At 73.6% G+C, this 24,997-nt stretch carries 11 protein-coding genes; 3 read left to right on the top strand and 8 right to left on the bottom strand.

Annotated elements, in window-relative coordinates; all coding sequences use genetic code 11:
• Positions 1–62: 62 nt before the first annotated feature.
• A complete protein-coding gene (locus ACFWIA_RS02115; RefSeq protein ID WP_385490335.1) occupies positions 63–335 on the bottom strand; it encodes a hypothetical protein in 273 nt (90 codons plus the stop codon).
• A 348-nt stretch (positions 336–683) separates the two neighbouring features.
• Between ACFWIA_RS02115 and ACFWIA_RS02110 the strand changes: the two genes are divergently transcribed.
• Positions 684–1,223 carry a DUF1707 domain-containing protein gene (locus ACFWIA_RS02110; protein WP_386999480.1) on the top strand — a complete coding sequence of 180 codons (540 nt, stop codon included), beginning with the start codon at positions 684–686 and terminating at the stop codon, positions 1,221–1,223.
• Positions 1,224–1,329: 106 nt separating this feature from the next.
• Here ACFWIA_RS02110 and ACFWIA_RS02105 read toward each other — a convergent pair whose 3' ends face one another.
• The 6 genes from ACFWIA_RS02105 to ACFWIA_RS02080 form a co-directional block, all read right to left on the bottom strand.
• Entirely contained in the window at positions 1,330–2,502 is a 1,173-nt protein-coding gene (locus ACFWIA_RS02105) for an acyltransferase (protein ID WP_386999478.1), read from the bottom strand.
• Positions 2,495–3,592, bottom strand: coding sequence for an alpha/beta hydrolase (locus ACFWIA_RS02100; RefSeq protein WP_386999475.1), 1,098 nt, complete (start codon positions 3,590–3,592; stop codon positions 2,495–2,497). The genes ACFWIA_RS02105 and ACFWIA_RS02100 overlap by 8 nt, the downstream gene beginning before the upstream one ends.
• A 236-nt stretch (positions 3,593–3,828) precedes the next feature.
• Positions 3,829–4,896 carry an ABC transporter substrate-binding protein gene (locus ACFWIA_RS02095; protein WP_386999473.1) on the bottom strand — a complete coding sequence of 356 codons (1,068 nt, stop codon included), beginning with the start codon at positions 4,894–4,896 and terminating at the stop codon, positions 3,829–3,831.
• A gap of 69 nt (positions 4,897–4,965) precedes the next feature.
• Positions 4,966–5,802, bottom strand: coding sequence for an ABC transporter ATP-binding protein (locus ACFWIA_RS02090; RefSeq protein WP_386999470.1), 837 nt, complete (start codon positions 5,800–5,802; stop codon positions 4,966–4,968).
• 3 nt (positions 5,803–5,805) lie between these two features.
• Positions 5,806–6,894: a FecCD family ABC transporter permease gene (locus tag ACFWIA_RS02085; RefSeq protein ID WP_386999468.1), complete on the bottom strand. Its 1,089-nt coding sequence runs from the start codon at positions 6,892–6,894 to the stop codon at positions 5,806–5,808.
• 3 nt (positions 6,895–6,897) lie between these two features.
• A complete protein-coding gene (locus ACFWIA_RS02080; protein ID WP_386999491.1) occupies positions 6,898–7,896 on the bottom strand; it encodes a FecCD family ABC transporter permease in 999 nt (332 codons plus the stop codon).
• A gap of 489 nt (positions 7,897–8,385) precedes the next feature.
• On the opposite strand from ACFWIA_RS02080, the gene ACFWIA_RS02075 reads away from it, so the two are divergent.
• Together ACFWIA_RS02075 and ACFWIA_RS02070 are read left to right on the top strand one after the other, a co-directional pair.
• Positions 8,386–16,245 (top strand): amino acid adenylation domain-containing protein, encoded by a 7,860-nt coding sequence (locus ACFWIA_RS02075; RefSeq protein WP_386999465.1) that lies wholly within the window; start codon positions 8,386–8,388, stop codon positions 16,243–16,245.
• Positions 16,242–23,294, top strand: a complete 7,053-nt coding sequence (locus ACFWIA_RS02070; RefSeq protein ID WP_386999463.1) for an amino acid adenylation domain-containing protein — start codon at positions 16,242–16,244, stop codon at positions 23,292–23,294. Before ACFWIA_RS02075 ends, ACFWIA_RS02070 begins: the two co-directional genes overlap by 4 nt.
• Before the next feature lie 39 nt (positions 23,295–23,333).
• Here ACFWIA_RS02070 and ACFWIA_RS02065 read toward each other — a convergent pair whose 3' ends face one another.
• Positions 23,334–24,980 carry a (2,3-dihydroxybenzoyl)adenylate synthase gene (locus ACFWIA_RS02065; RefSeq protein WP_386999461.1) on the bottom strand — a complete coding sequence of 549 codons (1,647 nt, stop codon included), beginning with the start codon at positions 24,978–24,980 and terminating at the stop codon, positions 23,334–23,336.
• Between the last annotated feature and the right edge of the window lie 17 nt (positions 24,981–24,997).

The following is a 24,997-nucleotide window of genomic DNA, read 5'->3' as shown; positions in this document are numbered from 1 at the left end:
GCCAGCGGTGTTTCGGTGGGGTGCGCACCGCACGGATCAACGAACCGGTGACGGCGTACGGGTCACTTCTTGCCGAACAGGCCGCCCTGGAACGTGGCCCAGTCGTACATCTGGTGCACGGCCTGACCCAGGATCGGGATGCTGATGTGCTCGAAGACGTCCTCCACCAGGTCTATGTCACCGGTGTTGTTGATCAGCGGAGCGTTGATGTTGATCAAGCCGCCCGAGCGGGGGGCCTGCTGGTCCTGGGCGTGGGCGGTGCCGCTCGTCAGAACGAGGGAGACACCGGCCGCCACGGTCGCCACAAAAGCCGCACAGCGAACACGACGGTTCATTCGCACTCCGATCTAGGGATCTCATTACTGTGGGAGTTCAGCCCAGGGCTCAACTACCTTGTGCACAAAGGGAGTTGAGAAGGAGTCACCTGTGGGGGGCTGAGGTGAGCGCCAGCCTGCCACCAGGTCAAGGAGAAGTAAAGTACCTGGCGGTAACAAAAATGATCATGTTCGGCTCACTCGTTCAGCGGGGCCTCGCCGTCCCCGTGCCGCACGGACGTCCACCCACGGACACACCTCCCGGAACGCCTCACCGCCCAAGTTCCGCAACTAAGGGCGGACTTGGCCGCTCCATCCGCCCGGGAGTACGGCTCGGAGCACCGCCGGGAACGGGACTAGAATGAGCGGGTGACCTCATCGCCGGAAGATCCGTCGCTCCCGATCAGCGAGGAGGAACGCGAATCGGCCCTGCGGCGCCTCCAGGAGGGGTACGCCCAAGGCCACTTCCCGCACGAGGAGATGGACGGGCGCCTCCACCAGGTCCTCACCGCCACCACGCACGGCGCGCTCGTACCGGCTCTGGCCTCGCTCCCGGCGGAGGTGAACACCACCGCCACGATCACCGCCGGAACCGGGCGGATCCGGCGACGCGGCGCATGGCGGGTGCCTCGGACCCTCAAGGTCGAGTCGGCGTTCGGCAAGGTACGGCTGGACCTGTCCCGGGCGGTCATCGAGCATCCGGTGGTCGACATCGAGCTGCAACTCGGCACCGGCGGGGCCAGGATCACCGTGCCCCGTGACGCCGTCGTGGACGTCGAGGATCTGCGCACCGGCTGGAAGCCACTGCTCTACACAGCCCGACGGCGCGCCCGCCCCGGGGGGCCGAAGATCCGGATCTCGGGGAGCGTGGGTTTCGGACGGCTGAAGATCCGCCACGCCCGACGCTGAGGCCCGGGGCGGGCAGCAAGGCAGGGAGTGCCCGGCGAAGGGGCCGGGGTGATGGCCCGGGATGATGGCCCGGGCGCTCCGACGCGAGGGGTGGTGAGCCATGAGGCTAGGCACGCCGCATCGGTCGGGTCGGCGCGGGGGTACCCCGGGTCACCGTGCGCTTCCGTCGACCGCTGCCGCGGCGCGGGCCGTGCTCGTACGTGCGGAACGCGGCCCAACAGACCCAGAGCGCGAGGGTGAACACCGGGAGCCACGCCAGTCGGGTGAGCACCCAGCCGGTGTCATCGGGCACGGTGTGCAGACCGGGTAGGGGCACCCAGCTGAACAGCCCCAGGGTGGTCACGGCGATCATTGCCGTCTGGTGCCAGAGGAACAGGGTCATCGCCGAGAGGTTCACCAGCGCCACGACCGCCCAGACCACGGGCCGGACGAGGAGCCGTCGCAGCGGACCGAGCAGGAGGAGGGCGGCGCCGCACTGGGCGAGACCGAAGGTGACCACCGCCAGGGTGGGCGGGTCCAGGTTGGAGACCGGCTGCCCCGGCACTCCGACCATCGACGCGGGGTAACCGCCCCAGCGGACGAGTCCGGCGGTGACCGCGGCCCCGCCGAGCAGCAGTGTCCAGCCGATCGCCCGCGTGTGCCGCCCGCCCTGCGCCCAGGTGGCGCCGAGGCAGTAGGGGACCAGCCACGCCGCCAGTATGTTGGCCGAGCCGAGCCACTCGGGCCCGTTCAGACCGAAGCGGATCAGGTCGACGTGCAGCACCACCGTGAGCGGCCACAGCGGGTGCAGTCTCACCACCAGGGGCGTCGCCGCCGTCAGAGCCGCGAAGACGAGCAGGAACCAGAGGGGGGACAACACGCGTTTGCCCAGGGTGTACAGGGTCGTCCCGTCCACGCCCGAGGCGAGCATCACGATCACGGCGAGCGTCCACACGACCAGCACCACGGCGACCGGGCGGAAGAGTCGCAGCAGCCGATCGCCGAGCCACCGCCCGTAGGTCGTGCCCCTGGCCCGGGCGGCGAGGTAGCTCTTGGTGCCCACCTGTCCGCCCACCAGAAAGAAGACCGCGAGCGTCTGGAACGCCCAGGAGACCGGGGTGAACTGGGGCAGGTGTCCGAGCGGGCTGTCGCCGCGCAGGACCCCGCTGTCGACGACGAGCGCGGTCACCAGCCAGTGGCCGAGCACCACACCGAGGATGGCCAGGGCCCGTAGGGCGTCGACGGCACGGTCACGATCGGCGGGGGTGGCCGCGTCGATGCGGCGGATGAGTTCACGCACGACGGTCCCCTCCGGAACGTTCGGCTGTGTCCGTGCCCGTGCCCGTACTGGCGTCCGTGTCAGCGCCCGTGGCCGTGGCCGTGGCCGTGGCCTCGCCGGCGACGATCCGGGCGATGTTGCGCAGGGGCAGCGAGCCGGGTTTCAGGTACTCGCTGTGTGGGCCGTGACCCGCTCTGAAGGTCCGGGCGCCGAACTCCGGGGAGACGGGGTCGGTACCGAATCCGAAGGTGACGAAGGGGAGTCTCAGGCGCCGGTGCGGGATGTCCACGGTCCAGTCGCCACTGCTCCGGCCCGCCCATACGGTGGCTTCGGTACGGAGCGCGGCTGCGCTGTCGTAGCCGGTTCCCGGGCTGCCGTAGAGCACGATGTCCGCGACCCGCAACCGGGAGGCGGCGCCGGCACAGACCACGGTGCCGTAGGAGTGGCACACCAGGGACGTACGCGCGGCGGGCTTCACCCGCGTCAACTCCTCGACCAGAGCGCGTAGATCGGGCACGGCCTGAGCGGCCCGTCGGGCCGTGGCCACCGACAGGCTCACCGCCTCCGGGGTCCGGTAGCCGAGCCAGGCCACGACGGCGGACCGGTCGCCCAAGGTGCGACGCAGCGCGCCGGCGTCGTTCCGCAGTCGCCGGTAGCTGTCGACGCTGGTGCCCGCGCCGGGCACCAGCACGGCTATCCGGTCGGCCCGGGCGAGGTCGCCCATCACCTCGACGGCCCGGCCGCCGTTGCGACCGTCGAAGGAGAGGAGCTGACGGGCGGGGGCCGCCAGGGTGCGCAGGGCCTCGGCTCGTTGGGTGTCGCCGTGTTCTTCGGCCGTCCGCGCGGCGGCCGCCAGGTCCACGCGGGTCCCGGCGTACCGTTCGGCAAGGGCCTCGGGGGTCGCCGCGCGGAGCGGGCCGTGGACGGTCGGCGCCGGGGCCGGCACGTCCGCCGGCCGGGCCGCGCCGGACAGCGGGACGGCCACCGATGCGGTGACCAGCGCGGCGAGCGCGACGCGACGCAGCCGGCTCAAGCTGAGGCGACTCGTGCGGGAGCTGCTGATGTGGGGGCTGCTGATGCGGGGACGGCTCGTGCCGGGGCGGGAGGGCATGGCAGATGGGCTTCCTATCGAACCGGGGATCCGTGGTGTGGTGGCTCTGTGAAGCTACGGACCGCCCGTCGTCGTCCGCGTCCCGCCGGGGAGTGACCTTCCAGCTAGCTCTGGGGTACTACGCGTAGGGGGTCGGCGACCGCCCCGTCCCTCGCCGGCCGTGGTCTCGGAGGAGGACAACACGAACGCCCCCGGGAGCGTTCGGGCGCTTCCGGGGGCGTTCGGGAGGAGGGTGTTCAGACCACGTCGACGCGTGCCTTGGAGACGGCGGCGGCCAGGTCGTCGAGGACCTTGGCGAAGCGCTGGTACGTGAAGGGCGTCTCGGTCTGCCAGTCGACGACCTGCCCGGCCTTCACCGCGCGGCTGGCCCGCCACGTCGGGTACGCGTCCATCTGCCGGTGGGTCAGGCCGCCTTCGGGGCGGGCGTCCTCCAGGAGGAGGTCTGCCTGGTAGCGGCCCGCCTGCTCCCAGCTGAGCGCTTCGAAACCGGCCTCGGGCTTCTTGGGCTCGACGATGTCGAGACCGAGCTGTTGGAAGTACTTCACGTCGCCGTGGAAGGCGGGGTCGGCGACGAAGAAGTTGGCCTTGGTCCCGGACACGACCGCGACCGAGAGGCCCTTCTTCGCCGCTGCGGCCTTGGTGACCGCCGCTGCCGCGGTCTCGAACTGCGTCTTCGCCTTCTTGATCTCCGCGCTGTCGGGGTCGGCGCCGAGGGCCGCCGCCAGCTCGCCGAAGCGCTTCACCGCGTCCGGCACGGCCACGCCCATCAGTTGGATGACCGCGATCGGGGCGATCTCCTCGACCTTCTTGATCACGTCTTCGGGGATGTACCAGACCGTCGGGCCGTAGGCGATGGTGACGATCAGGTCCGGCTTGAGGGATATCAGCTTCTCCATCTGGAACTCGCCGAAGGCGGTGCCGACCGAGGTGGTCTCGGCGAGGTCCACATTGCCGATCTGCGGGCTGGGCTTGTCGTCGGCGGCCTTCTGCGGGCCGAAGATGCCGACCGGGCGGACGCCGAAGTCCCAGAGCGCGGCGGCGGGGTGGGACTGGGCGACGACGCGCTCCGGGCGCCGGGGTAGCTCGATCTTCTTGCCCCGGTCGTCCGTGAAGCTCCACGGACCGCTCGCCTTCGCACCGTCGGAGCCGGAACCGCCGCCGCTCCCTGAGTCCTTCGCATCGTCCGAGCCGCAGGCCGCCAGCAGCGGCGCGGCGGCGACCAGTCCGGTGAGGGCGAGGAACCGGCGACGGTCCGGTCGGACGTCCGTGAACGGGGAGTGGGCACGGGAGTGGTGGCGGGGCATGGGTGTCCTTCCGGGCTGCGGTCACCGCAGGGTGGTGTCCGAGGGTGCACGGGTGGTGGTCGGCGAGGGTCAGCGGTTCGTGGCCGTCGCCGTGCGGTCGGGGGCGACGGCGTGGTGCCGGCCGAACGGGATGATGTGCGGGCCGCCGCCGGCCGGGTCCTCGATGACGGTGCAGCTGAGTCCGAAGACCTCGCCGATCAGGCGCTGGTTGACCACCGCGGCGGGAGCGCCTTCGGCGACGATCCGTCCCTCCTTCAGGGCGATGACGTGATCGGCGTAGCGGCAGGCGTGGTTGAGGTCGTGCAGCACCAGGACGATGGTGCGGCCCTGGTCGCGGTTGAGGTCGACGGCCAGGTCCAGGATGTCGATCTGGTGGGCGAGGTCGAGGTGGTTGGTGGGTTCGTCGAGCAGCAGGACGGGGGTGTCCTGGGCCAGGGCCATGGCGATCCACGCGCGCTGGCGCTGCCCCCCGGACAGCTCGTCCACGCTCCGGTCCGCCTGCTCGGTGAGTCCGGTGGCGGACAGCGCCTCGTACACGGCCTGTTCGTCCTCGGGGGACCATTGGCGCCACCAGGACTGGTGCGGGCTGCGTCCGCGTTTCACGAGGTCCAGTACGGTGATGCCCTCCGGGGCGACGGGTGACTGCGGCAGCATGCCGAGCCGGCGGGCGAGTTCCTTGCCGCGCAGCGAGTGGATGAGCTGACCGTCCAGGTAGACGGCGCCCCGTCGGGGTGCGAGCAGCCGGGACAGCCCCTTCAGCAACGTCGACTTGCCACAGGCGTTCGCGCCGATCACGGCGGTGATCCGGCCCGCGGGTATCGCCACGTCGAGGTCGTCGACCACGCTGCGGCCTTCGTACGCGAGGGTGAGGCCCTCCGCCGTCAGCCCCTTCGGTCGTGGGTCCACGGGTCAGCCTCCCGATCCGGTGCGGTTGGACCTGCTGAGCAGCCAGAGCAGGCAGGGGGCGCCGAGCACCCCGGTCACCACGCCCACCGGCAGTTCGGTGCCGGGCAGGAGTTGTCGTCCCACCACGTCCCCGGCGAGCACCACGAGGGAGCCGACCAGGGCCGACGGGAGCAGCGAGGGGCCCGGGGGGCCGGTGAGCCGTAGCGCGATCTGGGGGGCGATCAGGGCGACGAACGCGACCGGACCGGCCGCCGCCGTGGCGAACGAGGCCAGCACGGCTCCGACGACGAGCAGGGCGATGCGTGCGGTCTGCACCGGCAGGCCGAGGGACCGGGCGGTCTCGTCGCCGAGTTGCAGCCCGCTGAGCCAGGGCGCCAGCAGCAGGACGCAGGGCAGCAGCACGGCCAGGGCGAGGGCCAGTGGTCGCACGTGCTCCCAGTCGCGGGCGTTGAGGCTGCCGGTGAGCCACATCAGGGCCTGCTGGGCCTGGTAGACGCCCGCCTTGAGGAGCAGGTAGCTGGTCGCACTGGTGCACAGGGCGGCGACGCCGATGCCGACGAGCACGATGCGGTAGCCCGTGGTGCCGGACTTCCAGGCGAGTGTGTAGATCAGTGCCGCGGCGGCCAGGCCCCCGGTCAGCGCGAACGTCGGGAGTCCGATCCCGCTGCCCACGCCGAGCAGCATTCCGGCGGTGGCGGCCGTTCCGGCGCCCGCGGAGATCCCGATGACGTCGGGGCTGGCCAGCGGGTTGCGGGTGAGGTTCTGGAAGACGGCACCGGCAAGCCCGAAGGCGGCTCCGCACAGCAGCCCGACCAGCGCCCGGGGCAGTCGGAGTCCTTGGATCACCAGTTCGGTGGCGGGGTCGGCGTCACCGAAGAGGCTGCGCACCACGTCGGCGAGCGGCAGGTCCAGTTCGCCGAAGGCGAGGGAGACGACGAAGGCCAGGGCGACCGCCGCGACGAGCAGGAGGCTGACGAGGGTGCCGCGCGGGCGGATGATCCAGGAGGCGCGGGTCCGGGGCACCCGCAGGACCAGGCCGCCGGCGGGCCGGGCGGCCGTCTCGGGGGGAGGAGCGGTGGGAGTGGTGGTCATGGTTCAGGACTCCCGCAGTCGGCGGCGGCGCACCGAGAGGATGAAGAACGGGGCGCCCACGGCCGTCACCACGATGCCGACGTGCAGTTCGTCCGGGCGGGCGATGAGACGGCCCGCGAGGTCGGCGGCGAGGAGCAGCGCGGGCCCGAGCAGCGCCGAGTAGGCGACGATCCACCGGTGGTCGGGGCCGGTGAGCAGGCGGGCGATCTGCGGGATCACCAGGCCGACGAAGGCGATCGGTCCGCAGAGCGCGACCGCGCTGGCGGTGAGCAGGGTGATGGCGGCGGCCCCGCGGACGCGCACCAGGCCCACGTTCTGGCCGAGGGAGGTCGCGACGCCGTCGCCGAGGGCGAGCTTGTTGAGGGCGGGCGCGGTGAGGGCGGCGAGCAGCAGCCCGGCTCCGAGGAAGGGCAGCAGGTCGACGAGGAGCGCCGCGGGCTGTCCGATGAGCGAGCCGACGGCCCAGAACCGGAAGTCGCCGAGGGCTGCCGCGTCGAACAACAGCACGGCGTTGACCAGGGACTGGAGCAGCGCGGAGACGGCTGCGCCGGCGAGGGCGAGTTTGGCGGGGGTGGCACCGCCGCGGCCGGCGCCGCCGAGGGCGTAGACGAGGACCGTCGCGAGGAGGGCTCCGGCGAACGCGAACCAGAGGTAGCCGTGGACGGCCGTGATGCCGAGCAGTCCGGTGGTCACGACGACACCGAGGGAGGCGCCCGCGGTCACTCCGAGCAGGCCGGGGTCGGCGAGCGGGTTGCGGGTGAGTCCTTGCATCAGTGCGCCCGCCGTGCCGAGGGCGGCTCCGACCACGAGGCCGAACAGGGTGCGCGGTACGCGCATGTCGTGCACGATGCCGGACTCTTCGGAGCCGTCGGGGTGGAGCAGGAGGTCGAGGACGCGGTCCGCCGCGATCCACTTGGTGCCGAGGGCGAGGGAGCCGAGGCAGAGCAGCAGGAGGAGGAGCAGGCAGAGGGGGACGGCCGCGTAGTGCGGGAGGGGCTTCAGGGAAACCCCAGGCAACCGGGACAACCGGAGGGAGCGGGACGAAGAGGGCTGGAGCGAAGCCTTCTCCGGCGAGGGAACGGGCGCCGCGGTCGAACTCGGCGAATCGTGATGCACGGGAAAAGGATAGCCATACCTAAGTGCCCGCCAACAAGGTGCGGTGCGGCCCGTTGCGCCTCCGTTACCGCACGCCTTCCAGACATCCGACTTAGCTGCACGCGCCATCAACTACTCGGAGGTGGACTGCTGTTGAGCAAACGGGGGAAGCACGGTACCGGGACGCCGCGGGGCGCACCGGAGGTGCCGTAGCAAGATAAGGCTAGCCTAAGTTAGGGTGCGGCTCACCAGTCGGACCTTGAGGGGACGTGAGCCTTCTTGTCGGGTGCGAACATCGGTGCGGGCGACGGATCGGCGGAACGACGGCGGGAGTTGTTGCGCCGACAACTGGTCGCCCGCGGTATGGCGAGGCAACAGGGCAGGACCGGTTCACCCGTGACTCCCGCGCACCGCACCGAAGGACCCGCGCCGCTCTCCCCACCGCAACGCCGCATGTGGCTGCTGCACCAACTCGATCCGCTGAGCACCGCCTACCACGTGTGCGTGGCGGTGCGCCTGTCCGGTGACCTCGCCGCAGCCCTGTTCGTGAACGCCCTGCGCAGCGCCGCCGAACGCCACCACGTACTGCGCACGGTCTACCGGGTGGACGAGGACGGGGTGCCGTTCCAGGTGTTCCTGCCGCGCACCGTCGTGCCGGTGACCCTGACCGATCTGACGGACACGCCCGTCGAACGGCGGGAGGCGGCGGTGGACGCCGCCGCCTCCCGACTCGCCGACCGGCCCTTCGACCTGACGGAGGACGCCCCGGTCCGGTTCGAGCTGCTGCAACTGTCACCCCGGCTGCACGTGTTGGTGCTCGTCGCCCATCACATCGCCTGGGACGACAGCAGTTGGCAGGTCCTGCTGCATGAGGTGGCCGCGTTCCACCGGGGTGCGGAACCACCCGAACCGACCGTCCAGTACGCCGACCTCGCGCACGCCGAGACCCGTCGGACGCCCTGGACGAAGGCCGATCTGGACCACTGGCGCACCGCTCTCGCCGACCCGCCCGGGCCGCTTCCGCTGCCCACCGACTTCCCCCGCTCCCCCACCCGGACCGCAGAGGGCGGGCGACTGGTCCGTACCCTCCCCGCCGAACTGCGCGAGCGCCTGCACGCCGGGTGCCGGGCCGAAGGCGTCAGCCCCTTCATGGCCCTGCTCGCCGTGTTCCACACCCTGCTGCACCGGTTCTCCGGCGCACCGGACGTCCTGGTGGGGTCACCCGCGGTGCTGCGGTCCGCACCCGGCGCCGCGGGGCTCGTCGGCAACTTCGGCAACACCCTGGTGCTCCGCTCGACGGCCGGTCCCGACACCACCTTCCGGGCGCTGCTCGGGCAGGTCCGCGAGCGGTGCCTCGGCGCGTACGCCCATCAGGCCGTGCCCTTCGACACCCTGGTGGAGGAGTTGCGCCCCGAGCGCGCCCCGGGCCACCACGTGCTGTTCGACGTGATGTTCTCGCTGCGCAGCGATGTGTGGGAGGGCTTCGACCTGCCCGGTGTCCAGCTCGCCGACCGGCCGGTAGCGGGTGGCGGCGCCGCCTTCGACCTCGCCGTTTCCGCGGTGCTGGACACCGCGGGCACCCTCACCCTGGACACCACCTACCGCCGGGACCTGTACGCGCCGGACACCGTGGCCGGGCTGCTCGACCGGTTCGCCCGCCTGCTGGACGCGGCGCTCGACGCACCGGACACTCCACTCGGCGACCTCGCGCCGATCGACGGGGAGGAGCAGCGGCGCCTGCTCGCCGACTGGACCGGCGAGGCCCCGACGGCACCGCGCGGCACCCTGCCGGAGCTGTTCCGCCAGCGGGTTCGCGAAGCCCCCGACGCCCCGGCCCTCAGCTGGGAGGACGGTGACCCCGACCGGACGGTGCACCGGCTCAGCTACGCCGAACTGGACGCGCGGTCCGAGGCGTTGGCCGGGGAGCTGGCCGCACTGGGCGCGGCGCCCGAACGAGTGGTCGCCGTGGCCCTGCCGCGCTCGGGCGGGTTCCTGGTGGCGGCGCTCGCCGTCCTGAAGTCGGGCGCCGCCTACCTGCCGGTCGATCCGGAGTACCCGGCGGACCGGATCGCCCTGATGCTTGCCGACGCCCGGCCGCACCTGGTGGTCACCGACGCCGGGTCCGCGGCCCGGCTCGCCGGGGACGCCACCCCACGGCTCCTCGTCGACGACGGGGCCCGCGCCACGCTCGGCACCCGCGCGCCGCTGCTCCCCGCGGAGCCCGCACACGCCGCCTACCTCATCTACACCTCGGGATCGACGGGCCGACCCAAGGGGGTGGTGGTCACCCACGCGGGGTTGTCCGCACTGGTGTCGACCATGTCCGGGGAGTTGGGTGCCGGGCCCGGCTCCCGGGTGCTCCAATTCGCCTCGTTCAGCTTCGACACCTCGGTGTGGGAGTGGACGATGGCCCTGCTGACCGGTGGCGCGCTCGCCGTCGTCCCCGCGGAGCAGCGGCTCGGGCCGCCGCTCGCCGCATTCTGCGCCCGGCACGCGATCACCCATCTGACCCTGCCTCCGGGGGTGTTGGCCACCCTGCCCGACGCACACGCGCTGCCCGACGGCGTCACCCTGGTCGTCGCGGGTGAGGCGTGCCCCGCCGCGCTGATGCGTCGCTGGGCGGTCACCACTCGGATGTTCAACTCGTACGGGCCGACCGAGACCACCGTCGACGCCACCCTGTGGGCCTGCCGTCCGGATCGTGACGGCGCCCTCGTACCGATCGGCGGGCCGGTGCACCACACGGCGCTGCGGCTGTTGGACGACCGGATGCACCTGGTGCCGCCGGGCTCGCCCGGCGAGTTGTACGTGACGGGCGAGGGGCTGGCCCGCGGCTATCTGGACCGTCGCGGACTCACCGCGGAGCGGTTCGTCGCCGACCCCTTCGGGCCGCCCGGCGGGCGGATGTACCGCACCGGTGATCTGGCGCGCTGGACCACCGACGGAGTCTTCACGTACCTGGGGCGGGTCGACCACCAGGTGAAGATCCGTGGCTTCCGCGTCGAGCCCGGCGAGGTCGAGCACCTGCTGCGACGCGCCGACGGCATCGCCCAGGCCGCCGTCATCGCACGGGAGGACACCCCCGGCGATCCTCGGCTGGTGGCCTACGTGGTGCCCGCCGAGGGGGCCCCGGCACTCGATCCCGAGCTGCTGCGCGCACGGTTGGCGGCACGGCTGCCCGACCATCTGGTGCCCGCCGCGGTCGTCGCCCTCGGGCGGCTGCCCCTGACCGCCAACGGGAAGCTGGACCGGAAGGCGTTACCGGCCCCCGTGTACGCCCGGGCCGCCGGTCGGGCACCCGCGACCGCGACGGAGACCCGGCTGTGCGCGCTGTTCGCCGCGGTGATGGACGTTCCGGAGGTCGGGCCCGACGACGACTTCTTCCTGCTCGGTGGGCACTCCATGCTCGCGGCACGACTGCTCACCCGGATCGAGAACGCGTTCGGGGTGCGCCCGCCCCTGCGCGCGCTCTTCGATGCGCGCACCCCCGCCGGGTTGGCCCGGCTCCTCGACGCGGAGGGGGCGGCGACCGATGCCGGCGCCCGGCCCGCCCTCACGGCCTCGACGGATGCGGCGGCTTCACCGGGCTCAGGGGAAGAAGACGGGCCAGGACCGCTGTCGTTCTCCCAGCAACGGCTCTGGCTGTTGCACCAGTTGGAGGAGCCGGGCGCGGCCTACAACATCCCGACGGCCCTGCGGATCAGCGGCCCGCTGGACCGGGCGGCCCTGGCCGCCGCAGTGGTCGATGTCGGCACCCGGCACGCCACCCTGCGCACCGTCTTCCACGGCCGGGACGGGACCGCCTCGCCGGTGGTCCTGCCGCCGGAGCAGGGGCCCCGCCTCCGGCTGTGCGCGGTGGCGCCCGCACGGATGGCGCAGTCCCTGGCCGAGGCCGCCGCACACGTGTTCGCGCTCGCGGAGGAACCGCCGCTGCGCGTCACCCTGTTCGCGTCCGGGCCGCAGGAGCACGTGCTGCTCCTGCTGCTGCACCACATCGCGGGTGACGGGCAGTCCCTGCCGGTGCTCGTGAACGACCTCGCCCGCGCCTACCGTGCGCGGCGGGTCGGCGAGGCGCCGGGGTGGGAGCCGCTGCCGGTGAGCTATCCGGACTTCGCCCGGTGGCAGCGGCAGCTGCTCGGCGAGGCGGAGGATGCGCAGAGCGTGACGTCTCGTCAGGCTGCCTTCTGGAAACGGGAACTGACGGGGGCGCCCGCCGAGTTGCGGCTACCGACGGACCGGACCCGTCCCCCGGAGTCCTCCTATCGGGGCGGTACAGTCCGGTTCACCGTGGACGGGGAGTCGGCCCGCCGCGTGCGGAGCCTCGCCACCGACCTCGGTGTCACCCCCTTCATGGTCTACCAGGGGTCGGTCGCCGCACTGCTCAGCAGGCTCGGCGCCGGGGAGGACGTCCCGCTCGGGACCCCGGTCGCCGGGCGGTCGGCCGAGGAGCTGGACGGCCTGGTCGGCTTCTTCGTGAACACCCTCGTGCTGCGTACGGACGTCCGTGGCGACCCGTCGTTCGCGACCCTGCTGCACCGCGTCCGGGAGACCGCCGTCGCGGCGTTCGAGCACCAGGACCTCCCGTTCGAGCGGCTGGTCGAGATCGTCAACCCACCGCGTTCCACCGCCCGGCACCCGCTGTTCCAGGTGATGGTGGTGCACCAGTCGGGCACCGCGTCCGAACTGCCCGTGCCGGGACTGCGCAGCCGGCCCGAGGTGGTGTCGGCCGGGACCACCACCTTCGATCTGAGTCTCACCTTCATCGAGGGCTTCGACCCGGACGACGACCCGGACGCGGTCGCCGGATTCGCTCAGTACAGCGCGGACCTGTTCGACCCGGACACCGTGGAGCGGCTGACCGGCCGGCTGCTGCGGCTGCTGGCCGCCGCGGTGGACCGGCGGGACCTGCCGCTCTCCCACCACGACCTGTTGACCGCAGCGGAACGCGCGGTGCTGCTGGCCGAGCCAGCGCCCGCGCCGGTGGTGCCGCTGTTGCACGAGGTGTTCGCCGAGCGGGTCCGGTACGCACCCGGTGCGACGGCCCTCGTCCTCGGTGGTCGGGGCGGCGCGGGCGAACGGCTCAGCTACGCCCAGCTCGACGCCCGGGTGGAGCGGTTCGCGAGGTGGGCCGCAGCACGGGGCGCCGCCCCCGGCCGCATCGTCGCGCTCGCGTTGCCGCGCCACTCGATGGTCCCCGCATTGTTAGGGGTGCTGCGCACGGGTGCGACCTTCCTGGCCCTCGACCCCGGACATCCGGTGGACCGGCTCGCGGGCATGCTGGCGGACGCGGCCCCGGTCTGCCTCCTCACCACCCGCGCCCTGGCCCCGTCGCTGCCGGTGTGCCCCGAGGTGCCCGTGGTGCTGGTGGACGCCGAAGCGCCGGAGGGTGCGCGGGGGCCGCTGGCTGGGGCGAGGCCGGACGACGCCGCGTACGTGCTGTTCACCTCGGGTTCGACGGGACGCCCCAAGGGCGTGGTGGTCACCCACGCCAACCTCGCCCACCTGTACGCCGCGCACACCTCCACGCGTTTCCCGCCCGAAGTGGACGCGGTCGGGGGGAGGCGGCTGCGGGCCGGGCACCTCGCCTCCTTCGCCTTCGACGCCTCGCTCGACCCGGTGGTCCTGTTGGTGGGCGGTCACGAGCTCCACGTCCTGGACGAGGCCACGTACCCGGACGCCGAAGCGGTCGCCGCGTACGTGGCCGCGGAACGCCTCGACTACCTGGGGCTCACCCCCGTCCAGCTCCAGCAGCTCGTCACCCACGGGCTGCTGGACGAAGGGCGGCACCGGCCCGCGCTGCTCGGGCCGGGTGGGGACGCCCTGCCCGAGGCCCTGTGGCGCACGCTCGCGGCGCACCCCACGACCACCGCGTACAACCTCTACGGTCCGACCGAGTGCACCGTGGACTCGGTGGTCGCCGAGGTCACGGGGAACGGCCCGCCCCGCATCGGGCGCCCGGTCCGCGGCGCGACCGCGTACGTGCTGGACGGCCGACTGCACCCGGTGCCGCCGGGGGTGCCCGGGGAGTTGTACCTGGCGGGCGCGGGCCTGGCCCGCGGCTATCTGGGGCGGCCCGGGTTGACGGCCGAGAGGTTCACGGCCGACCCGTACGGACGGCCCGGCACCCGGATGTACCGCACCGGGGACCTGGCCCGCTGGACCGCCGACGGGGAGTTGGAGTGCCTGGGCCGCACCGATCACCAGGTGAAGATCCACGGCTTCCGCATCGAGCTCGGTGAGATCGAGGCCGTCCTCGGACGTCATGCGGGGGTCGCCGAGGTCGCCGTGCTCGCCCGGGACGACGTGCCCGGTTCGCGCCGGCTGGTCGCCTACGTGGTGCCCGCGGCCGGCCGGTCGGCGGACCCGGACGGTTGGCGGGCGCACGCCGCTTCGCTGCTGCCCGACCACATGGTGCCGGCGCTGTGGGTGCCGATGGAGCGGCTGCCGCAGTCCGCGAACCTCAAGCTGGACCGGGCGGCGCTGCCCGTGCCGGTACTGCCCGAAGGAGTCGGCCGGGCACCCGCCAACGCGGCGGAGCGCCTGTTCAGCGACCTGTTCGCCGCGCTGCTCGGCCGGCCGGAGGTGGACGCGGACGGCAACTTCTTCGCGCTGGGGGGCGACAGCATCATCGCCCTGCAACTGGTCTCCCGGGCCCGGGCCGCGGGATGGACGGTCGGTGCCCGTGAGGTGTTCCGGCACCAGACGCCGGCCGCGCTGGCCGCGGTGGCCGTACCCCTGACGGATCGCACCGGGGCGGTGGTGCGGGCGGACGACGGGCTCGGGCGGATCGCGGAGACGCCGATCGTCGCCCGGCTGCGGGAGCTGGCCACGGCGTCGAAGGCACCCCGCCCCGGGGACGTCGGACCGCTGGTGGACGACTACAGCCAGGGCATGACGCTGACGACGCCGCCCGGGGTGGACCGCGCTGCGCTGGAGGCCGTCCTCCAGGCAGTGTTGGATCGGCACCCCGCGCTCCGGGCCCGTCTCGCGGTGGCGCCGGACGGCAGCTGGGAGCTGGTCGTGCCCGCGCCCGGCACCCCGCGCGCCACCGACCTCCTCCGGCTCGCACAGGGTGATCACCAGCAGGAGACGGCGGCGGCCGGTGCACGGCTGCGGCCGGCGGAAGGGGTCATGGTGCAGGCGCTCTGGTGGCCGCCAAGGACCAGCGGGGCAACCGGGCAACTCGCCCTGTCCATCCATCACTTGGTGGTCGACGGAGTGTCCTGGCGCGTGCTGTGCGACGACCTCGCCACCGCCTGGCGGGGCGAGGAGCCGGCGCCCGAGGGCACCTCCCTACGGACGTGGAGCGGGGTGCTGCGCGACTACGCCCGGCGGCCGGCCACCGTCGACCGGGCGGACCAGTGGGCCGCCGCGGTCAGCGGAACGACCCGGCTGACCGCGGTGGCGCTGGACCCGCTACGGGACACCGCGGCGACGCTGGAGCGCCACACGGTGACGGTGGGCCCCGAGGACACCGAAGCGCTGCTGACCCGGGTGCCGGCCGCCTTCCACGCGAACACCGAGGACGTCCTGCTCACCGCCCTTGCCCTGGCGGTCGCCGAACGGCGGCGCACCACCAGTACGGCCGGAAGGCGGGCGCTGAGCATCGACCTCGAAGGGCACGGCCGTGAAGCCGTCGCGGACAGCGACGCCGAGTTGTCCCGCACGGTGGGCTGGTTCACCACCGTGCATCCGGTGCGGCTCGACCCCGGGGCCGTGGACCTCGCCGACGCACGGTCCGGCGGCCCGGCGGCCGGACAGGCCCTCAAGACCGTCAAGGAGCAGCTGCGGTCCCCCGTCGACGGGGGCCTCGGGTACGGTGCGCTGCGCCACCTCAACCCGGACACGGCCGCTTCGCTCGCGGCGCTGCCCACTCCCGACATCGCCTTCAACTACCTGGGCCGGTTCGGTGGTTCCGGCGAGCGGGCCGAACCGTGGCAGCCGGTCGCCGGCGCGCACGCCCTGTTCCACCGGGTGCCCCCGACGCTCGCACTGGGTCACGCCCTGGAGATCGACGCACATGTCACCTCGGGCCCCGACGGGCCGCGGTTGACGGCCGCCTGGTCGTACACGGCGGAGGTCCTGGACCCGGCCGGGGTGGCGGAACTCGCGGCGGGCTGGCTCGCCCATCTGAGGGGGATCACGGCCCATGCCGCCACCGCCGACGCGGGTGGGTGGACGCCCTCCGACCTCTCCCTCATCGCCCTGTCCCAGGAAGAGATCGACGACTTCGAAGCCGACTGGAGGCATGCGTGACGGCCCGATCCGAGCTGGCGGACATCCTTCCGCTGACGCCCTTGCAAGAGGGCCTGCTGTTCCGGTCGGAGTTCGACGACCCCGCCCGCGGGGTGTACGTGGGCAGACTCTGCCTGACCCTGCGCGGCCCGGTGGACGAGCGGGCACTGCGGTCGGCCGCCCAGGCGCTGCTGGACCGTTGGCCGGGGCTGCGCGCGGCGTTCCGTCGCAACCGGCGGGGCAAGGCCGCGGCGCTGGTCCCGTCCCGGGTGGCCGTCGACTGGACCTACGACGACCTGCGCCCGCTGTCGGCCCCCGAGCGGGACCGCGCAGCGGCCCTGCTGACGGAGGCCGATGCCGCACGGGGCTTCGACCCGGGCCGGCCGCCCCTCGTGCGGTTCCGGCTGCTGACCCTGGCGGACGAGTCGCACCGGCTGGTGGTCACCAATCACCACATCGTGCTGGACGGCTGGTCACAACCCCTGCTGGTGCGGGAGCTGTTCGCGCTGTACGCACCGGGTGCGGGCGGTGCGCCGGCACCGGGCGCGTCCCCCCGGGCACACCTCGACTGGCTGGCCTCCCAGGACCGGCCCGCAGCGGTCGCCGCCTGGCGGGAAGCGCTGCGCGGGCGGGAAGGACCGACCCTGATCGCCCCCGATTCCTCCGCTGCGGTCGGCGTCCGTCCGCGTCGGCTCGTCGTGGAACTCACCGAGGAGCTGACCGGGTCGGTGACCGCCCTGGCCCGGTCGCGGGGGCTGACCCTGGGGACCGTCGTGCAGGGCGCCTGGGGTCTGACGCTCGCGCGGACCCTGGGACGCACGGACGTGGTGTTCGGCGGTGTGGTGTCCGGCCGGCCCGCCGACCTGCCGGGCGTGGAAGCGATGATCGGCGTGTTCGTCAACACGGTTCCGGTGCGGGTGCGTGGGGAGGCGGCCGAGCACTACGCCGCGGCGCTGGCCCGGTTCCAGGAGGAGCAGTCGGCGCTGGTGGCGCACCAGCACCTGGGGCTCGCCGAGATCCAGGGGGCCTCGGGCGGACGGGAGCTGTTCGACACCCTAGCCGTGGTGGAGAACTACCCCTTCGATCCGGCTTCCCTCGCCGAACTCGCCCCGGGACTGCGCCTGCTGGCAGCGGACGGCCACGAGGACGTGCACTATCCGCTGGCCCTGACCGCGCTGCCGGGCCGCCGGCTGCGGCTGAGCCTCGGGTACCGCCCCGACGCCGTCACCCGGACCCGGGTGCAGTCGATCGCCGAGCGGTTGCGCCGGGCGTTCGAGGCGTTCGCGACCACCCCTGACCTTCCGCTCGGCCGGATCGATCTGCTCCGACCGGACGAGGTGGCACGGGCGACGGTCACCGGCGGCGCGCACGCGGTGCCGGACGCCACCCTCGCCGATCTCCTGACCGCCCAGGTGGCCCGTAGCCCGCAGGCCACCGCCGTGATCGGTCCGGACGACGTGCTCAGCTACGCGGAGCTGGACGCCCGGGCCCGGGCGCTGGCCGCCCGGCTCGTGCGACACGGGGCCGGACCCGGCACGGTGGTGGCGGTGGCGCTCCCCCGGTCCGCCGGGCTGGTGGTCACGCTCCACGCGGTGGTGCGGGCCGGCGCCGCCTATCTGCCGTTGGACCCCGACTATCCGGCGGACCGGATCGCCTTCATGCTCGCCGACGCGCGCCCGGTCGCCCTCGTCACCGACGGCTCCGGCGCGCATCCGGCGGCGGGCGGCAGCACCTCCGTGCTGGTGTGGGACGACCCTGCGGACGCCGCCCACGACGACCCCGACGGCCTCGCCCCGGTACGAGCCGCCGGTCCGGGCGACCCGGCGTACGTGATCTACACCTCCGGGTCCACCGGTCGCCCCAAGGGCGTGGTCGTGCCGCACTCGGCGATCGTCAACCGACTGTCGTGGGCCCAGGCCGAGTACCGGCTCACCCCCGCTGACCGGGTACTCCAGAAGACCCCGTCCAGCTTCGACGTGTCCGTGTGGGAGTTCTTCTGGCCGCTGATCACCGGGGCGGCCGTGGTGGTCGCCCGTCCGCAGGGCCATCGGGACCCGCGGTACCTGGCCGGGCTGATCCGGGAGCACGGGGTCACCACCGCGCACTTCGTGCCGTCGATGCTGCGGGCGTTCACCGCGGAACCGGAGGCCGCCGGCTGCACGGGACTGGTGCGGGTGCTGTGCAGCGGCGAGGCCCTGCCCCCGGACCTGGTCGACGGCTTCCACCAGGTGTACGGCGGCACGGTCGAACTGCACAACCTGTACGGGCCCACCGAGGCCGCCGTGGACGTCACCGCGTGGCCCTGCCCGAGCTCCGGTGCCGGCCCCGCCGCGCACGTGCCGATCGGCCGTCCGGTGTGGAACACCTCCGTCCACGTGCTGGACGCGGCACTGCGCCCGGTGCCGGACGGGGTCCCCGGGGAGCTGTACCTCGCCGGCCGCCAGTTGGCGTACGGGTACCTCGGCCGCACGGGGCTGACGGCGGAGCGCTTCACCGCGGACCCCTACGGCCCGCCCGGTACCCGTATGTACCGCACCGGGGACCTGGCGCGGCGGCGCGCCGACGGGGTGATCGAGTACCTGGGCCGCACGGACGACCAGGTGAAGGTCCGCGGCTTCCGGGTGGAGCCCGGGGAGGTCGAGGCGGCGTTGACCGCGCACCCCTCGGTCCGGGAGGCCGTGGTGGTCGCCCGCACCGACCTGGGCGCGGACGGGGCGGCCGTCCTCGTCGGTTACGTCACCGGGTCTTCGGGGCCCGCACCCGAGCCCACCGCCTTGAGGCGGGCGCTGTCCGCCTCGCTGCCCGAGCACCTGGTGCCGACGGCCCTGGTGGTGCTGGACGCGCTGCCGTTGACGCCCAGCGGGAAGCTCGACCGCCGCGCGCTGCCCGCGCCGCAACCGGGCACGGGCACCGGCACCGGCCGGCGGCCCCGTACCCCCACCGAGGAGATCCTGTGCGACCTGTTCGCCGAGGTCCTCGGCGTGCCCGAGGTCGGCATCGACGACGACTTCTTCGACCTCGGAGGGCATTCGCTGCTCGCCACCGGGCTCGCCAGCCGGGTGCGCTCCACCCTGGGCGCCGAGCTACCGCTGCGCCACGTGTTCGACGCGCCCACCGTGGCCTCGCTGGCCCTGACCCTGGGGTCCGCCAGCACCAGGCCGCCGCTGCGGGCAGCGGTGCGACCCGATCCGTTGCCGCTGTCCTTCGCCCAGGCCCGCATGTGGTTCCAGTACCGTCTGGAGGGCCCGAACCCGGCGTACAACATGGCCTTCGCGGCGCGGTTCACGGGCGCCCTCGACCGGGCGGCCCTGCACGGTGCGCTCGGTGACGTGAGCGATCGGCACGAAGCGTTGCGCACCGTCCTGGCCGAGGACACCGGGGTGCCCCATCAGGTGGTCCTGGACGCGGAGGGGGCCCGCCCCGACCTGCACGTCACCGCGACCGACCCGGCGGGGCTGGGGGCGCTGCTGTCGGCGGCACTGGCGCGCCCGTTCCGGATCGACGCCGAAGTGCCGTTCCGTGCACAGTTGTTCACCGTCGGTCCGGGCGAGCACGTGCTGCTCCTGGTGCTGCACCACGTGGCGGCCGACGGTTGGTCGGCGCTCCCGCTGCTCCAGGACCTGGCCGCGGCGTACACCGCGCGCGGCCGGGGCGACGTGCCGGACTTCGCCCCGCTGCCCGTGGGCTACGCCGACCACGCACTGTGGCAACGGGCCGTGCTCGGCGCGGAGTCGGATCCGGAGAGCCTGGTGAGCCGGCAGTCCGACTTCTGGCGCAAGGCGCTGGAGGGGTTGCCCGAGGAACTGCCGCTGCCCACCGACCGTCCGCGGCCCGCCGCGCCGAGCCTGCGGGGTGCGACCGTGGTGACCGAGGTCCCGGCCGCGCTGCACCGGCGGCTGCGCGCCCTGGCCCGCCGCTGTGACGCCAGTGTGTTCATGGTGCTGCACGCCGCGCTGGGCGCCTTGCTGACGCGCTTGGGCGCGGGCACCGACATCCCGCTCGGGACGCCGATCGCGGGCCGCGGTGACGACGCCGTGGACGAGGTGGTGGGGTTCTTCGCCAACACGCTGGTGCTGCGCACCGACACCTCCGGCGATCCGGGCTTCCGGGAGCTGGTGGCCCGGGTGCGGGAGGTCGACCTCGCCGCCTACGCGCACCAGGACGTGCCCTTCGAGCGTCTGGTGGAGTTGCTCAACCCGGCCCGGTCGATGGCCCGCCATCCCCTGTTCCAAGTGATGCTCAGCCATCAGGCCCGACCGGCCGTGGACCTGACCTTCGGTGAGCTGGTCGTGGCGCAGGAGCCGTTGGAGTCGGGGACCGCCAAGTTCGACCTGACCTTCGAGGTGGTGGAGGAGTACGGCCGCGAGGGCATGCGGCTGGGTGTCGAGTACAGCACCGATCTGTTCGACGCCGGGACCGTCAGCAATGTGGCGACCCGCTTCCTCCGGGTGTTGGAAGCGGTCACCGACGCCCCGGACCGTCCCCTCGGCTCCCTGGACCTGTTGTCCGTCGAGGAGCGCCGCCGGGTGCTGGTCGACTGGCAGGGCGAGGTCGTCGCCGGGCCCGCGACGACCCTGGTCGCCCTCTTCGAACGCCAGGTGTCGCGCACGCCCGGTGCGACGGCCCTGGTGTGCGGCGGGACCTCGTACACGTTCGCCGCGTTGGATCGGCGCACCGCGCGGCTCGCCCGGCTGTTGCGGGGGCGGGGGGTCGGTCCGGAGGTCACCGTGGCCCTCCTGCTCCCCCGGACGGCCGACACGGTGGTCGCCCTGCTCGCGGTGGTGCGGGCGGGCGGCGCCTACGTGCCGATCGACCCCCATTACCCGAGCGGCCGGATCGCGCACGTCCTCGCCGACGCACGCCCCCGGCTGCTGATCACCACCAGCGGGTCGACCGGCCGGGACGCCGTACCGACCACCGGGGAGCGGCCCGCCGAGCTGCTGTTGGACGCGTCGGAGGTCCAGGAGGCCCTGGCGGACGACGGGCCCGAGCCGGAGGGCGGTGCGCTCCCGCACCCCTTGCCGGGACATCCCGCCTACGTCATCTACACCTCCGGGTCGACGGGGCTGCCCAAGGGCGTGGTGGTGGAGCACCGCAGCATCGCCAACCTGTTCGCCAGTCACCGTGCGTTGTTGTACCGGCCGACCGTCGCCGCTGCCGGGGGGCGCTCGCTCCGGGTGGCGCACGCCTGGTCGTTCGCGTTCGACGCCTCCTGGCAGCCGCAGTTGTGGATGCTGGACGGACATGCGCTGCACCTGGTCACCGAGGAGACCGTGCGCGACCCCGAGGCGTTGGTGGAGTTCGTCGCCGCGCACGGGATCGACTTCATCGAGGTCACCCCTTCGCACGCGATGCAGTTGGTCGGGGCGGGCCTGGTGCGGGACGGGCGCTGTGCGCTGTTGGCGCTGGGCGTCGGCGGGGAGGCCGTGCCGTCGCCGCTGTGGCAGGACCTCAGGTCGCTCGCCGGGACTTCGGGCTTCAACCTGTACGGGCCCACCGAGTGCACGGTCGACGCCTTGGCGGCACGGGTGGTGGACAGTGAACGCCCCCTGGTGGGGCGGCCGACCGCCAACACCGCGGCCCGGGTGCTCGACGGTCGGCTCCACCCGGTGCCCGCCGGGGTGATCGGTGAGCTGTACCTGTCGGGGGCCGGTCTGGCCCGCGGGTACCTCGGTCGGGCGGCACTCACGGCGGAGCGGTTCGTGGCCGATCCGTTCGGCGGTCCGGGCACCCGGATGTACCGCACCGGGGACCTGGCGCGGTGGATGCCGGACGGAACGGTCGACTACCTGGGCCGCACCGACGACCAGGTCAAGATCCGCGGCTTCCGCATCGAACTCGGGGAGGTCACCGCCGCGTTGGCCGCCGATCCGGCGGTGCTCCAGGCCGCGGTGGACGTCCGGGGGGACGGCCCGCGCGGTCGTCACGTCGTCGGCTACGCGGTGATGGCCGCCGGGGCGGTGTTCGATGCCGCGGCGCTGCGGGCCCGGCTCATCAGGGTGCTCCCGGACTACATGGTGCCTTCGGTGTACGTGGAGTTGCCCGCGCTCCCGTTGACGGAGCACGGCAAGGTCGACCGGCGGGCGTTGCCGGCGCCGTCGGTGCCCGTGCCGCGGGAGGGGCGGGGCCCGCGGGACCCGGTCGAGGCACGGGTGTGCGCGGCCTTCGCGGAGGTCCTGGAGCTGCCCCAGGTGGGGATCGAGGACGACTTCTTCGACCTGGGTGGGCATTCGATGCTGCTGGTGCGGCTGCGGGACCGGCTCCAGCGGGTCACCGGGCGTCCGGTGGCCGTCGCGGACCTGTTCCGGCATCCGACGCCGATGTCCCTGGCCGGTCTGCTGCGCGGCGCGGACGGCCCGGGCACGGGCCTGGACGTCGTGTGCACGCTCCGGGCGGCCCCCGGCGCGGAGTCCGCGGACCGTCCGGCTCCGCTGTGGTGCCCGGCGCCCGCCACCGGGCTGGGCTGGCGGTACGCGTCGCTGCTGGGCCGGGTCCCGGAGGAGGTGGCGGTGCACGCGCTCCAGGCGCCCGACCTCACGGGCGGCGAGCCGACCCGGTCCCTGTCGGAGTTGGTGGACGTGTACCTGGCCGCCCTGACCCGGGCGCAACCGCACGGCCCGTACCGGCTGCTCGGCTGGTCCCTGGGGGGCGTGCTGGCCCAGGCGCTCGCCTGCCGTCTCCAGCACCGCGGGGAGCGGGTCGACCTGCTCGCGGTGCTGGACGGCTATCCCGGGGCGGACGGTGCCGCACCGGGGACCGCCGGGCCGGCGGCCGATGCGGTGGCCGCGGGCGTGGCGGGACTGGGGCTCCCCGAGGGGACGGTGCGGGCGATGACCGCCAACCTCGCCGCCGCCGCGGCGCGGTCGGCGGCGTTCGCACCGGAGCCTTTCCGGGGCACGCTCCTGCACTTCCGTGCCGCGTCGGGTCGCCGGGGCGAGGAGTGGGCCGTCCACACGGACGGCGTGGTCGAGGTGCACACCGTCGCCGACGACCACGACGGGGTGCTCGACCCGGCGGCGCTGCGGAAGGTCATGGAGGTGCTGGACGAACGCACCGGGGGGTGGCGGTAGCCGGCGGGGCGGGGCTCCGTGGGGCCCCGCCCCGCCGGTTCAGCCGCGGTCGGTCGCGGTCAACCGGGTGCGCAGGGCCCGCTTGTCGATCTTCCCGATGGCCGTCAGCGGGAGGTCCGTGACGACGTCGACGCGGTCGGGCAGTTTGTAGGCGGCCAGGCCGCGTTCCGTCAGGAACGCGCGCAGCCCCTGCACGGTCGGCGCCCGCGGGCCGGCCGGGACGATCACCGCGCAGATCCGTTCCCCTCCTCCGCGGGGGTCGGGGAGTCCCACCGCGGCGCAGCGCCGCACTTCGGGGTGGGCGGCCACCTGGCCCTCCACCTCCTCGGCGGACACGCTTTCGCCGTTGCGGTCGATGGTGTCCTTGACCCGGCCCTCGACGATCAGGTGTCCGGAGGGGAGTTGCCGGACCAGGTCGCCGGAGGCGTAGTAGCCGTCGTGGGTGAAGGCGGTGGCGTTGACCTCGGGGGCGCGGTAGTAGCCGCGCAGGGTGTACGGGCCGCGGACGAGGAGTTCGCCGACCTCGCCGGGGGCCACCGGGCGGCCCGTGGGGTCCACGATGCGCAGTTCGTCGTCCGCGCTGAGCGGCCTGCCCTGGGAGCGGGCCACCAGGTCGGGGGTGTCGTCGGAGCGGGTGTAGTTGAGCAGTCCCTCGGCCATGCCGAAGACCTGTTGCACGGCGCAGCCCAGGGCGTCGGGGACGGACCGGGCGAGGTCGGCGGGGAGTTTGGAGCCGCCGGCCTGGAGGACGCGCAGGCTGGAGAGGTCCGCGGGGTCCCATTCCGCGGCGTCGATCCACAGCGGGATCAGCGGCGGCACCAGTGCGGTGTGGGTGACCCGTTCGGCTGCGATGAGGGGGAAGGCGTCCCCCGGGTCGGGGGAGGGCGCGAGCACCACCCGGCCGCCGACCGCGAGGGTGCCGAGCATGCCGGGGCAGGCCAGGGGGAAGTTGTGGGCGATCGGTAGGCAGGCCAAGTACACGGTGTCGGCGTCGAGTGCGCAGGCGTCGGCGCTGGCCCGGGCGTTGTAACCGTAGTCGTTGTGGGTGCGCGGGATCAGTTTGGGCACCCCGGTCGTGCCACCGGACACGAGGAGCAGCGCGAGGTCCGTGGGGTCCGGTTCGGGTAGCTCCCGGGGTTCGGCGTCGACCTCGGCGAGGGCGCGGAACGGTCCGGACTCCCCGTCCACCAGGACGTACCGCAGTGCGGGTGCCTGCGCCCGGATGTCCGCGGCGAGTTGACGGTGGTCGAAGCCGCCGTGTTCATCGGCGATGACGTACGCCACGGCGCCGGACAGTCGGGCCAGCTCACCGATCTCGGTGCTGCGGTGCGCGGGGAGGGTCAGGACGGGGACGGCGCCGAGGCGTAACAGGGCGAAGAGGAGCACGGGGAACACGCCGCTGTTGGGCAGCTGGACCAGGACCCGGTCGCCGGGTCGGATGCCGAGTTCCGCGAGGCCCGCCGCCATCCGGTCCGCGCGTCGATCGAGCTGACGGTACGTCAGCCGGGTGCTCCCCGCGATGATCGCGGTGCGGTCCGCGTACCGCGTGGACCAGTCGCGCAGCAGGGTGCCGAGGGTCCGTCCGTCCCAGTGGCCGGCCGCGGTGTAGCGGGTGGCGAGTTCCTCGGGCCAGGGGGTCAGCCCCGAGGGTCGGGGGGCGGGGGTCGGGGAGGTGTGTGACGTCACGTGGGCTCGACTCTCCT

The sequence above is a fragment of the Streptomyces sp. NPDC127068 genome, from assembly GCF_042724695.1.
In the GTDB taxonomy this organism is placed as follows: Bacteria; Actinomycetota; Actinomycetes; order Streptomycetales; family Streptomycetaceae; genus Streptomyces.
Note: the sequence above shows the minus strand (reverse complement) of the source record. Positions and strands in the feature narration are given on the sequence as shown.